The sequence below is a fragment of the Methylobacterium sp. WL120 genome (genome assembly GCF_008039465.1).
Lineage (GTDB): Bacteria > Pseudomonadota > Alphaproteobacteria > Rhizobiales > Beijerinckiaceae > Methylobacterium > Methylobacterium cerastii.
This window is the reverse complement of the sequence record NZ_VRUT01000142.1, coordinates 1-12,439: the sequence shown is the minus strand read 5'-3', so window position 1 is coordinate 12,439 and position 12,439 is coordinate 1. Positions and strand designations below refer to the sequence as shown.

12 protein-coding genes are annotated in these 12,439 nt (G+C 67.2%); 3 read left to right on the top strand and 9 right to left on the bottom strand.

The features are described from left to right. Positions 1–143: 143 nt before the first annotated feature. The 3 genes from FV229_RS21105 to FV229_RS21095 all read right to left on the bottom strand — a co-directional run bounded on the left by FV229_RS21105 (position 144) and on the right by FV229_RS21095 (position 3,529). Entirely contained in the window at positions 144–1,061 is a 918-nt protein-coding gene (locus tag FV229_RS21105; RefSeq protein ID WP_147753841.1) for an outer membrane beta-barrel protein, read from the bottom strand. A 315-nt stretch (positions 1,062–1,376) separates the two neighbouring features. Further along, on the bottom strand, positions 1,377–2,240 hold the full coding sequence (locus FV229_RS21100) for an outer membrane beta-barrel protein (protein WP_147753840.1): 864 nt from the start codon (positions 2,238–2,240) through the stop codon (positions 1,377–1,379). Between the two features lie 284 nt (positions 2,241–2,524). Beyond that, positions 2,525–3,529, bottom strand: coding sequence for a porin family protein (locus tag FV229_RS21095; protein WP_147753839.1), 1,005 nt, complete (start codon positions 3,527–3,529; stop codon positions 2,525–2,527). Positions 3,530–3,746: 217 nt separating this feature from the next. On the opposite strand from FV229_RS21095, the gene FV229_RS21090 reads away from it, so the two are divergent. Together FV229_RS21090 and FV229_RS21085 are read left to right on the top strand one after the other, a co-directional pair. After that, positions 3,747–3,995: a hypothetical protein gene (locus FV229_RS21090; RefSeq protein ID WP_147753838.1), complete on the top strand. Its 249-nt coding sequence runs from the start codon at positions 3,747–3,749 to the stop codon at positions 3,993–3,995. Between the two features lies 1 nt (position 3,996). Next, positions 3,997–4,338, top strand: coding sequence for an MmcQ/YjbR family DNA-binding protein (locus FV229_RS21085; RefSeq protein ID WP_147753837.1), 342 nt, complete (start codon positions 3,997–3,999; stop codon positions 4,336–4,338). A 259-nt stretch (positions 4,339–4,597) separates the two neighbouring features. Here FV229_RS21085 and FV229_RS21080 read toward each other — a convergent pair whose 3' ends face one another. From FV229_RS21080 to FV229_RS21055, 6 genes are all read right to left on the bottom strand, one after another. Beyond that, positions 4,598–5,434, bottom strand: a complete 837-nt coding sequence (locus FV229_RS21080; RefSeq protein ID WP_187275231.1) for a class I SAM-dependent methyltransferase — start codon at positions 5,432–5,434, stop codon at positions 4,598–4,600. A 641-nt stretch (positions 5,435–6,075) separates the two neighbouring features. Then, the gene (gene lptB, locus FV229_RS21075; RefSeq protein ID WP_147753835.1) at positions 6,076–6,939 is read right to left on the bottom strand and encodes an LPS export ABC transporter ATP-binding protein; all 864 of its coding nucleotides are present in this window, start codon (positions 6,937–6,939) and stop codon (positions 6,076–6,078) included. After that, positions 6,936–7,712, bottom strand: a complete 777-nt coding sequence (locus tag FV229_RS21070; RefSeq protein WP_147753834.1) for an LptA/OstA family protein — start codon at positions 7,710–7,712, stop codon at positions 6,936–6,938. The genes lptB and FV229_RS21070 overlap by 4 nt, the downstream gene beginning before the upstream one ends. Continuing rightward, positions 7,709–8,482 (bottom strand): lipopolysaccharide-assembly, LptC-related protein, encoded by a 774-nt coding sequence (locus tag FV229_RS21065; RefSeq protein WP_187275230.1) that lies wholly within the window; start codon positions 8,480–8,482, stop codon positions 7,709–7,711. The genes FV229_RS21070 and FV229_RS21065 overlap by 4 nt, the downstream gene beginning before the upstream one ends. Before the next feature lie 432 nt (positions 8,483–8,914). Further along, positions 8,915–9,538, bottom strand: coding sequence for a nucleotide exchange factor GrpE (gene grpE / locus FV229_RS21060; RefSeq protein WP_246688274.1), 624 nt, complete (start codon positions 9,536–9,538; stop codon positions 8,915–8,917). A gap of 263 nt (positions 9,539–9,801) precedes the next feature. Continuing rightward, positions 9,802–12,045: a hypothetical protein gene (locus FV229_RS21055; RefSeq protein ID WP_147753833.1), complete on the bottom strand. Its 2,244-nt coding sequence runs from the start codon at positions 12,043–12,045 to the stop codon at positions 9,802–9,804. A gap of 221 nt (positions 12,046–12,266) precedes the next feature. Between FV229_RS21055 and FV229_RS21050 the strand changes: the two genes are divergently transcribed. Continuing rightward, positions 12,267–12,439: transposase (locus FV229_RS21050; RefSeq protein WP_147753832.1), on the top strand; the 173-nt coding region annotated here is incomplete at its 3' end.

Sequence of the window (12,439 nt, the reverse complement as noted above, 5' to 3'; positions counted from 1 at the left end):
CCTCGGCGTAGCCCGGCCCCTGGGCCGCGGCGGGCCCGGCGGCGAGCGTCGCCAGCAGGCCCGCGAGAGCGGCGATGGGGAGCGAGGTCCGAACGGGCATCGGGGTCATCCGGCGCGAGGGAAGGCGATCGGCGAAGCGCCGATCAGAACTTGACGGCTGCGCCGCCGCGGACGGTGTTCAGGTTGGCCTTGTGCCCGTCGAAGTCGTTGAACAGCACGTACTGGTATTCGGCGCGCAGCAGGATGCTCGGCGTGATCGCGTATTCGAGGCCCCCGCCCAGGGCGATGCCGCCCACCGTCTTGGTCTTCGACCGGCTGAGATAGTTCGTGTAGGGGACGCCCGTCGTGGGATCGGTCTGGCTGAACGTCCCGGTGCGGTAACCGAAGTTCTCGACGTAGGCCGGCTTGCCGGTCGTCAGGGCCTGGTTGGCGTTGAAGGTGGTGGCGTTGTAGCCGGAATCCTGAATGAAGACACCGTCCGCGATGCGGGCGCGGCCGATCGCGAAGCCACCCGTCACGTAAGGCAGGAGGTTGCCGAACGCGTAGCCGGCGCGGGCGCGGATCGTTCCGAAATCGTTGATCTTCGTGCTCGAGGCGCCCTGCAGGCCGACCGTTTCGAGATAGCCGAGGCTGTTCGTCTTGATCCGGGAGATGCTATCCGACGACCCGCCGCCGCGCCCGAAGCTGGTGTAGTCGACCTCGATGCCGACGACGACGTCATCGTATTGGAAGTTATAGCCTGCGTATCCGCCAAAGCTCACGTCGCCGACGCGCCGGGACCTGGACGTCAACAGGTTGGAGGCGCCGAAGTCCGATTCGGCCGTCGAGTCGTGCGTCCGCTGGAAGATCAGCGGCTGGTACGACTTCTGGAATCCGAGGGCGGCCGAGCTGTAGCCGCCGTGCCCGCCGAGATACACGCCGCTCCAGTCGATCGTCGTGACGGCGGCCGGCGGGTCGTAGTCGGGGCCGCGCAGAAAATCGTAGTCGAGGTCGGCGGCGCGCGCCGCGGTCGGGCCGGCGAGGCTCAGGGCGGCAAGAAGTGCGTGGGAAGTCTTACGCATCACGGTCGTCCTCGGGGCGGCAGCACCGCCGCACTACGAAACCTGTTCTGTCTTGATAGGGAGGTAACCTTAATGTCGGGTTTCCACCGCGGCCGATATGCTGTGCCGATGCGAGGCACCGCGCACACATGACGGCCGTCGCCCGCCGGCCCGTCGCGATAAGAGGGAATGCCCGAGCGTGAACCGGATGCCGGCGAGGCGTCGGACGGCCCGCCGTCCGCGCGGGTCGTCGGGGGCCGTCCTTCCGCGCAAGGCGAGTCGCGGACGGCCCGAGGCCGTCCTGCGGCCCGTCCTGATCGCCGTCGAGAACCCGGCTCAGTTGCCGTAGGCGGTGTTGCCGACGCCGACGAGGTTCGGCAGGCCGCCGAGGCTGCCGACGCCGCCGAGGTCGTAGCGCAGGCCGAGGCGGAACTCGTTGGCGGCGAGGTCCTTCAGGCGCGTGCCGCCGTTGTAGGCGTCCAGCCCGCTCTTGGCGTTGCCGAAGTCGACGTAGCGGTAGGCCGCGTCCACGCTGAAGCCGCCGCCGACAGCATAGGAGACGCCGCCGGTGAGCGCCCAGGCCAGCGAGGCGACGGCGCGGCTCGGGCGCGTCACGGCGGTGCGCGGGCCGGTGCCCGGGTTGCCGTCGCAGGAATCGGCCGTGCAGGTGGTCTGGGTGTAGCCGCGGGCGACGCCCATGTCGGAGAAGCCGATTCCGGCGCCGACGTAGGGCGTCAGCCCCCACCAGGTGCCGAGGTCGGCGTAGACGTTGACGAGGCCGGTCAGCGCGGAGACCTGCGCCGCCTCGACGTTGTAGCCGGTGGCGAAGTTCGAGCGCGAGGAGTAGGCGCGGTAGCGCGCGGGCCCGCGCTGGTCGATGGTCGCGTCCACGCGCAGCCACGGGTTGATCCGGTAGCCGACGCCACCGCCGCCACCGGCCGCATCGCTGAGGCGCAGGCCGACGAGGGGCGGCATGCCGGGATCGTTCGCATCCGCCCGGGTGTCGTCGTGCGGGCGCCCGTAGACCGATTCCGTGAAGTCGGCCCGCAGGTACCAGCCGCCGCCGACCTCGACCGGCGGCGCGGCCGGCGGGGGCGGGGGCGCCAGGTCGGCGGCCTCGGCCGCTCTAATCCCGAGACCTTGTCCGAGCCCAAGGAGAAGCAGCGCCGTGGCGGCGAAGCGGCGTTCGAGCGCAGCCATGGGGACGTCCTTACGCAAGACCTGATACCAAGTCTCATGGGTAGGAACCCATGAGGTCCGGCGGATTGCCGCCGCCCCGCAGTCGCGGGGGCCGGACCTCGATGAGTCGGGCTCATCGAGGTCTGGTATGACATGGCATCCCGCAGGACACCTTGCGAAGACTGGTAAACCACAAATCTTGTGAACGGCTTAACCGTATTCGTTCGGGTCTTCGTCGGTGCCGAAACGCAAGAAGCCGGCGCGGATGCGATCCGCGCCGGCTTCGAAGATGGCGTGCCGAAGGCTCAGTACTTGCGGACGAGCGGGCCCGGGGCCGGCTGATAGTCGTTCATCAGCGGCGGCAGCGGCGCGGCGACGAGGCCGCCGAGCATGTAGCGCACGCCGATCTTCACGTCGTGGGCCTCGATGTCCTTGACCTTCACGCCGGCCCCGGCCTCGCCGCAGCAGGTGGAGAAGCTGGCGCCGGTCGAGGCATGGCCGAGGTTCAGGTAGCGGTAGGCGAGTTCCACCTTGAACGCGTCGGTGACGTTGTAGGCGAGGCCGGCGTGGAGGGCCCAGGCGAAGCTGCCGGTGGTCTTGTCCTTGTAGGACTTGGTGTTGGCCTGGTTGTTGTAGACCACGTTGCCGTTGGCGTCGTAGACAGGAGCGTAGTTGTAGGTCGGGGGGGCGCAGGGGCAGCCGCCGCCGTATTGCGGGTTGCCGTAATCGTAGGCGTAGGACGCGCTGGTGTACTGGCCGTTGCTGCCGTAGCCCGAGACGTGGTTGAAGGCGTAGCCGGCGCCGGCGCCGACGAACGGCGTGATGCCGTACCAGGTGCCGAGGTCGAAGTAGGCGTTGGCGAGCACGACGGCCGAATCGAAGTGGCCGCTCGACTTGTTGATGCCGTAGGAGCCGAGCCCGTTCTCGTCGGTGTAGCCCTTGTAGTACTCGCTGCCGCGCAGGCCGGTGGAGTAGCGATACTCGCCGGTCACGTCGGCGCGCAGGAACGGGGTGAACTGGTAGCCGACGCCCGCTCCGGCGAAGCCGCCGCCGCCGACCTCGTTGCCGTAGGAGCGGTTGGCATCCGGGTAGGGGTTGTAGTCGTAGGAGGTGCTGTACTTCGGCCGGTCGTAGACGCTGGCGCCGACGTCGCCGCGCAGGTACCAGCCGCCGCCGACTTCGATCGGCGGCGCATAGGGCGGCGGGGGCGGGGGCGGCAGCAGGTCGGCGGCCGCTGCGAGGGAAGGCGCGCCGACGCTCGCCGCGAGCGTCAGGGTGCGCACCAAAGCGACGAGCTTGGAGCGGGCCATAAGAATTCCTTCACGCTTTGATGTGCCGGAAGCTTGCGGTGCCGGCTCTGCTGACAACACGGACCATGCCGGCAAGGTCTTAAAGCTGGCTTAACGTTAAAACTTAGCGTTATGGATTGTTTGAAGCTCGCAATCGTCGAACGCCGCTCTTGCATCCGCACGGACACAATCGCCGTCCCGGACGTTGCCTGCACAGCCTTCACCCAGCGAGATCCTCATGACGCGCCTGTTCATCGCCGACGTCCGGACCCCGTCCGGCCCGCGCCCCCTGGTCACGGTGCGGGCGGCCTCGGAAGCCGAGGCGCTGCTCTTCCTGGAGGCGCGCTACCCCGAGGACCGGATCGAGGCGGTGGCCGAGCCCGCCGAGTGGGCCAGCGACGCGGCCACCGGGTCGGAGTCCGGCGACATCCGCGAGCATGCGGGCAGCAGCTGGTCCAGCAGCCGGCAGGCGCCCGCCGGCACCTGACATGCTGCCCGACGACGTGCGCGCCCTCGCGCTGATGCTGCCGGAGGCGATTCCGGGCGCGCACAAGGGCAACCCGGATTTTCGCGTGGGCGGCCGGGTCTTCGCGACCCTGTGGACCGAGGAGGACCGCCTGGTGCTGCGGCTGTCGCCGGAGGACCAGGCACGCCTGTTGGAGGCCGAGCCGGACCTGTTCTCGGCCATCGACGGCGCCTGGGGCCGCCGCGGCTGGACCAACCTCGACCTCGACGCCTGCGAGGAGGAGCTTTTGCGCGACGCCCTGCTCGCGGCCTGGCGTGCGACGGCCCCGGCCGGGCTGGTCTCGACCTACGACGCGATGGCGTGAGGGCGACCGTGCTGCGGGCTGGAGCTCGTGCTCGGCGCCGCATACCTGAGGCCCGGTACGACCGCCCGAATCGTGTCGGCGCTTTCCGCAAGGCGCCGTTCGTCGCCCGAGCGGCAACTGGGCTCGCGGCGGCGGACCGATCTGAGCACCCGGGCTCGCGAACGTCGGCCAAGGCCTCGGCAGGCCGCCGTCACGGCGATTTCCGAGGTCGGCCGGGATCGTCGCCCCATAGGCCGGCGGCGCATGCCTGGGATCCCGCTCAGCCGTCGGCGCGGCGCGTGACCAGCGCCATCACCCACGGGTTGAACCCCGTGCCCAAGAGCGAGCGGGGCATGCGGGCGACGTAGGCGCGTGCCGTCGGGCGCGCGAAGGCCGGAACCCGCGAGAAGTCGAGAAACCCGCCGATGCTGCGAGCCTCCATCCCGTAAGGCAGGCCCTCGAGGTAGCGATGCACGTCCGGGTAGGCCCAGAGAAAGTTGTCCCCCCAGGTCCGGTGGACCGTCGCGCCGAGCCGGCGCGCGAGCCAGCGCTCCCAGGCGGTCGCCCGGCTGTCGGGACCGTGGGCCACGTCGATCGGAAAGGCGCGGTTGGGGCCGCCGATCAGCATCCGCCCACCCGGCGAGAGGACGCGGAAGATCTCCCGCAGCCACTGTCGGCGGACCGCGTGCCAGTCGGGACGGCGGTCGGCGTGTCCGTCGGTCGTGCCGACATGCTCGATGGCGCCGAAGGTGAATGCGAAGTCGATGCTGCCGTCGAGGAACGGGAGCTCGAACGCGTCCGGATTGACCAGGTAGAACCGGTCGGCGCTCCGGCCGGCCGAAGACCAGCGGCGCGTCAGCCCAGGCAGGTCGATGCCGTAGCTCTCGTAGCCCTCCGTTTCGAGAGCCACCGCCATGCCGCCCATGCCGCAGCCGACGTCCAGGACGGTCCGAACCGGAGCCTCCCGCACGATCGGCAGGACGAAGGCCCGGGCCTTGGCCGCCTGGAAGTCGTTCTGCGCGTCGACGTAGGCTTCGTCGCAGGTCTCGTCCCGCGTCCAGGTGCGCGGCAGGAGGCCGTGATAGCCGTCGAGGGTCGTGATGGATGATCTCAGCATTGCGTCGGGCTCCCTCCGACCGTGTCGTAGGGTCGGAATCAGCGGGAAGAACCAGGGCCGGTCCACATCTGCCTCGCTCGACCCACGATCGGGCAAGGCAGGAGCGAAGGCTCCCATCGTTGCTATTTATGGTTGCGTAAAATCACCGCATGCAACCGCGTAGAGAACGTAGGCGCGGATCGCGCGACGCGGTCGACAGTGTCGAGGATCGCTCCCCGCCCTCCCCGAAAGTTCGGACCACCGAGGCACCGACGTGAGGCGCCCCCGATGTCTCTCGAAAGCAGCATCCGGTTTCGAGACGGGAATCGAGAACGGTTATGGCGCACCGAAAAATCCTGATGCGGCGCCGAGATCCGTCGAACGTCCGCCCCGTCAGGATCTCGTACTAAGTCTCATGGATCAGGACCCATGAGGTCCGGCGGATTGCCGCCGCCCCGCAGTCGCGGGGGCCAGACCTCGATGAGTCGGGCTCATCAAGGTCTGGTATGAGACCCTTCCCCGCGCCTGCCCCCGTCCGGGAAGCTGCGTGAGCCGGCGCGACGGCGGTATCCGCTGCTGCCGGCTCCGCCCGGAAACGGACCGTCGCAGATCCACGCCGGGCCGTCCTCCGCTCGCGACACCGATCCCGGCCGGGCCCGCGCCTAAAGCCGGAAATCCTCGCCGAGGTAGAGCCGGCGCGCGTCGGCGTTGGCGACGATCTCCTCCGGCGTGCCCTCGGTGAGGATGCGGCCGGAATGGGCGATGTAGGCGCGGTCGATCAGGCCCAGCGTCTCGCGGACGTTGTGGTCGGTGATCAGCACGCCGATGCCGCGCTGCTTGAGGTGCTTGACCAGGTCCTGGATGTCGCCGACCGCGATCGGGTCGATGCCGGCGAAGGGCTCGTCGAGGAGCATGAAGGTCGGCGACGAGGCCAGCGCCCGGGCGATCTCGCAGCGGCGGCGCTCGCCGCCGGACAGCGCGATCGACGGGGATTTGCGCAGCCGCGCGATGTCGAACTCTTCCAGCAGCGAATCGAGCTTTTTCGCCCGCGCCTTGCGGTCGGGTTCCGCGACTTCGAGCACCGCGCGGATGTTGTCCTCCACCGTGAGGCCGCGGAAGATCGAGGCTTCCTGGGGCAGGTAGCCGATGCCGAGGCGCGCGCGCTGGTACATCGGCAGGTGGGTGATCGGCAGGCCGTCGAGGGTGATGTGGCCGCGGTCTGCCGCCACCAGCCCGGTGATCATGTAGAAGATCGTGGTCTTGCCGGCGCCGTTCGGCCCGAGCAGCCCGACCGCCTCGCCGGTCCGCACCGTGAGCCCGGCCTCGTGCACCACCGTGCGCGCGCCGTAGCTCTTGCGCAGGCCGCGGACGTGGAGGATGCCGGGGCCGCCCTCGACCTCGGCCGGGACGGCATCGGGCCTGGCGCGGCCGAGCACCCGCCCGAGCCAGGAGGGGCGAGGGCTCGCGGTCTCGGATCGGTGCGGGGAGAGGGCCTGTCCGCCGGAGACGCCGAGCGAACCGCTCAATTGGCCTGGGCCCGGGTCTTGGCCTCGCCTTTGGCGGCGTCCGCCTTGACGGCCTCAGCCGGCTTCGGCGCAGTTTTGGCGATGCCGGCCGGCTGGGGGCAGCCCTTGGCGGACTTGTTCGCGTCGGACTTCTCGCCCGGTACGAACAGGGCCGAGACCCGGCCGCCGGGCACCGGGTCCATGTTCGCCCGGCCGGTGTTCATGTCGTAGACGAGGCGCTGGCCGCGGGTGACGTTCTGGCACTGGCTCAGCACGACGTTGCCGGTGAGCACGATGCGCTTGGCGGCCTGGTCGAACACCGCGCTGTCGCCGGTGGCGACCTGGTCCTTCTGCACCACCGTGACCGGGCCGGCGCAATCCACCTTCTGGATGCCGTTCTCGCCCATGCCGGCGGCGTCTTTGGGCTTCTCCTCGGCCTCGGCGGCCGGGTTCGCCTTGTCCTTGTCCTTCGTGTCCTTGTCCTTGCCGCGCTTGTAGTGGACCGTCATCGTCGAGCAGCGGATGGTGCTGTCGCCCTGCACGGCCACGACGTTGCCGGCGAAGATCGCCTTGCTCTCGCGGTCGAACACGTCGAGGCGGTCGGCGTCGATCTTGATCGGCTCCTTGCCGCCGCCCATCGCGCCGAACGGCGAGGCTGCGTCCTTCTTGGCCGCGGCCGGGGCGGCCGGCTTCTCGGCCCGGGCGGGCGCGGTCGCCAGCGTGGCGGACGCGAGCGCGGCGGCGAGAAGCGCGAAGAACCTGAAATGCCGCGCAGACGCGAGCGGGCGGGTCATGGGCGGCCGTCCGTCGGCTCGGCCGAGGAGGTGAGGACGCGCAGCGGCACCTTCGGCTCGGCCTTGCCGTCAACCCTGCCGTCCGCCTTGGAATCCTTGGCCTTGTCCTGGTGGAACACGGTGTGGACGTTGCCGATGAAGGAGATCACCCGGCCGTTCTCGACCACGTCGAGCCCGTCGGCGACCACCTGGCCGCTCGGCACCGACACGGTGACGGTCTCGGTGGACTTCACGCTGCCGGCCTTGAAGTCGACGGCGGCCGATTGCAGCCGCGCTTCCTCGCCCTTGTCGGTCCAGATCCGGATGTCCTGCTTGAGGTCGAGGGCTTCGCGGGTCGTGTCGAACAGGCCGGTGGCCGCCTCGATCCAGGCGAGTCCGCCCTTCTCGTCGGTGGCGACGTGGCCGCGCATCGCCTCGAGCTCGATCAGGCTGGGCTTGCGCATGTCCTGGAGCGCCGCCGTGGCGGTCACCTCGTAGCCGCGGTCGCCCTTGCGGAAGCCCGACAGTTTCGGGTTCTCCATCCGCACCTTGGTGCCCGACAGCGTCACCGGCCCGACGCTGACGCCGGGAAGCACCGCCGCGAACGGGTTGAACAGCCAGGCCCCGAGCGCGATCACCGCGCCGCCGGCGACGAGCGGGAGCACCCGGCGGAGCGTGCGCACCTGGGCGCTGTGGCGGTGGGCGCGGGCATGCGCGCGGGTGCGGCGCAGGTCGGCCTGGCCGCCCCCTTGCCCGAACCCATCCCTCTCGACCGCGTCGACGACCTGCATGACGATTCCGATGCGCGACGCTGGAGCGCGACGCGCCCGCGAGCCCGGCCCCGACGCATCACGCGCCGCGCCGACTCGTCCGGGATGCGCCCGGCCGATGGCGAAGTTATGGCCCAAGCGTTTCCGAATGTTCAACCATCGCTGGCATCGGGATGCCCTGAGGGGGCGAATTCGGCCGATGCGTCGTGCGTTCGCGCACAAGGACGGTGCGGCCGTCCCCTCATCGCATGCGGCGCGTCCTCGCCGCCCGGGAAGGAACATCGCTCCCGAACGATCCAGCGCCGCCCGATTACCGGCGCCTCCCTCCCCCGCACCCAAGTCGGGCTTGCCCGACTTGGGCGCACAGGGTGCGGATCGCGGGCAAGCCCGAAATCCGTCGGGGGGAGGGAAGGGGCGGCTTCGTTGGCTCGAGACGGGGAATAGTGCGGTGGATCAGGCTTGCGCGGCGTCGGCCGGCGCGCCGGCCTTCGGGCCGCCCTTGGCGACGCCGACGAGGGCCGGGCGCAGGGTGCGGTCGCCGATGACGTAGCCGGACTGCATCACCTGCACGACGGTGCCGGCCGGCACCTCGGGGTCCGGCACCTCGAACATCGCCTGGTGGCGGTTCGGGTCGAAGCGCTGACCCTTGGGCTCGACCACCTTGACGCCGTGGCGCTCCAGGGTCTTGGCGAGGTCCCGCTCGGTCAGCTCGATGCCGTCGATCAGGCCCTTCAGCGCGCCTTCGGCCGAGGCCCGCGCCTCGGCCGGGACGCTGTCCAGCGCCCGGCGGATGTTGTCGGCGACGTTGAGCACGTCGCGGGCGAAGTTCGTCACCGCGTAGGTGCGGCCGTCGGCGACCTCGCGCTCGGTCCGGCGGCGCAGGTTCTCCATCTCGGCCAGCGTCCGGAGCGTCCGGTCCTTGAGCTCGTCGCGCTCGGCGGTCAGCGCCGCGAGCTTGTCGTCGGCCGGGGCGGCCTGCGCCTCGGGGGCGTCGTGCGGGGCCTCGTGCGCCACGCCGGCCCCGGCCTCGACCGTGTTCTGGCGCGGGTCGTCGTGCTGCATGTCGTTGCTCGTCATCGCGAAAAGGGCTCGCCGGGTGATTTCGGGGTCCGCGCTGATATCAGGCGCGCGGCCTGCGAAATCAACCCGTCCGCATCGGTCGGTCCGTGCCGGCTCGGCGTGTGGCCGCACCGTCCGCGCGGGGGGGGGGTGCGAGGCTCTGCTTTCGGGATTCGAAACGGGATTAGCGGACACCCACGCCAAATGTAGCAACAGGCGGCTTCGCGCCAATAGCGGACATGGGGGCTTGCCCGAATGCGAACCTGCCCGACCAATGGCAACTATTCGCGTCCAAGTCGTGGTCGTAGGTCTAGGCCTTTTGCCAATAGCTTTGCCGTTTCGCTCAGGTCTCGAGAAATCGCCTCGGCCTCCTTGTTTAAGACGCGCATCAACTCGTCAAAGTTGACCCGCTTCCCCGTCACCGGATCGTCCCACTCTCGTTCCCGGGCGATGGTGACTAGTAGGCACCCGGCGCGACAGTCGTCGGCAGCCATATATTTTTTGAGCAGTTGTTCGCGGAGGGTGTCGAAGAGGTCCCGGCCGGAGCGGTCATCGGCCAGCTTCAATTCGATAGTTCCTTGTTGACTTGATGCCGTCGAACGTAGTCGGATATCCGTTTCCTTCTCATCGGCGGTTACTGCTTCCTGATCGACAGTATAAGCGTTCTTTGCAGCCTCGCGCAGGGTGCGAGCCAGTTCCCGCCGCATCACGCGTTCATCGCGGATGCCGGCCCAGGCTTCGCGAGGCGAGACATCCTGCAAAAGAAGATCGTCCAAATCATCGAGCCGGTCGCGCATCAGTGCAAACATCGAGTCGCGGGTCACAGGCGCGGCTTCGCCCGTGTTGTCCAAGATGACAAACTCACCTTCGGTAAAGGCGGTAGCGTCGGCCTCCTCGGCCGCCTTCTCCGCTGCCACCGCAAGTGTGCGATCCTTAAGATGCGCAAATAGAGGATCAGCTGCCATCTCGAGTTTAGTACTCCATCCTTCCGGTCCCGCCGCGGTGTACAATGCATTCAGGATGAAGTTCCGCCCCCGCGCGGCTTGATCGCATTCATTCCGTAATTCGGTGCTTTCACGATACCGGTAGGCTAGCCTCAGGAGACGAAGTAGTAGAGGTGGCGTGAAACCTGCGCCGCCGAGGTCTATGCCGGCTCCACGGTCGCTGTCGAGAAGGCTGGCGAACAGCTGCATTCCGGTCATAATCGGAACAACCTCAGAGGCTCTCAGCCGACGCTCCAGAGCCTCAACCCCGACCGCGGGATTAAGCTTGATTAGCGCCCAAAGCCACACGCTGTCGAAAGTATCGCTATTGGCGATTCGTCGTACTGATTCCGCTTCGACAAAACGACGATCGTCATCAGTACCATTTTTGACCAATATATTGATCGCCTGTCGGAGGTTGTGCTCAGTACTCGGATTAACGCTTGCGCGATTCCCCGCCTCGAAATCATCAAGCCATGCGCGGATGCGCGGTGCGAAAAGCGCCCCTAGTATCGGGGGTGCGTAGCTAACATCCTGAAGTGCCATGGAATAGTCGTTGCCACTGGTAATATCGCGCAGCGACAGGCTCAGTTCCTGCCCGAGCACCCGGTCGATCGCGATCGGATAATGAATGGCAAGGCTCTCTAGCCATTGCGGAAAGCCATTAAGCTGTATGGGTGCATAACGGCAGGCCAATTCAGCTTCTTTCTCCGTCAGACATTTGGCCCAACTCGGCTCTTCGGCTTCCGCCGTGATGGCGGCTAGGCCGAATTGCCAGCGGATAAGGAAAGAATTTTTCTCGCTTTCGGGCCGTTCGCTCTTCAGCGTCGGCTTGTCCTTGCGCCACGCGGCTTTCATCGTTTCGCGTAGCCGATCTGCGACAGGTTTACCGAATTGCTGCTCGATTAGCCGTCGGTTCCAACCTGCGGCGCGGCTTTCCTTGCCTAGACGTTCAACTGCGCGCCAAAGATACCAGGCGGTGTGGTCAGCGCGATCGGTATGAAATACTGCATCTGGATCGCGCACAATTTCCTGCCAAAAGGCTACCCAGCTGGCATGCGCATCGGCTTCTCGTTGTGCCTGTTGGCGCCTGTTCTCTTCGTTCTCTCTTCGCCAACGGCGATGCTCATCGTCTTCCTCGCGCGGCTTCAGCCGCTCTTCAATAATTGCGACTAAGATCGGCGCGTCTTTGACTGACAGCTTGAGGCCTTCGAGCAGGTCTCGATCCTTGACCTCCCGATGAAGCAAAAGCATCTCTGCCCAAAGCATCATCGCGCGGTGCTCATGCAACTCGGCAGGATCAGCGAGACGCCGACGCACCCAGGCGGCATCCTTCGCGTCATCGAGTGTGATCCCGCTCTCGTGCGTTAGCTCAAAAACCCTGCTCCACGCGTCTCTCATAGGTCGAAGGTTTTCGAGCAACGTGGCCTCTTGCCAGAACCCGGCTTCGCGCGTCTCAGCGGGAAGATTGCTTATAGCCCGACGTAGCTGCTCCAAATGCTTCTCTTCGCTGTATTCACGTTTGGATAGACGCGCCGCCAAAAGGCTTGATTGTAACCAAACTTCGGACTGGACACCTTCCGAAGCTTGGCGACAACAGGTGGCAATTAGCGCAGGCAGAAGATCTTGTCGTCTTGTCTGTACGTGAGGGTAGGAATTTTCATTCCATGTTAGTTCATTAATTACAATTTCGGTAAGTGGCCTGCCTCCTGAAAAGTGGTCCTCCCTGAGGTATGGCTTCGAGCCATGTGGAGGATGTTTTCATGGGACGGAAGAAGCATACGGCTGAAGAGATCGTCGCCAAGCTATGCCAAGTGGATGTTCTGGTCTCACAAGGTCGCAAAGTTGCCGAAGCAATCCGGTCCATTGAGGTGACCGAAGTCACGTATTATCGCTGGCGTTCCGAGTATGGCGGTCTGAAGGGGGATCAGGTCAA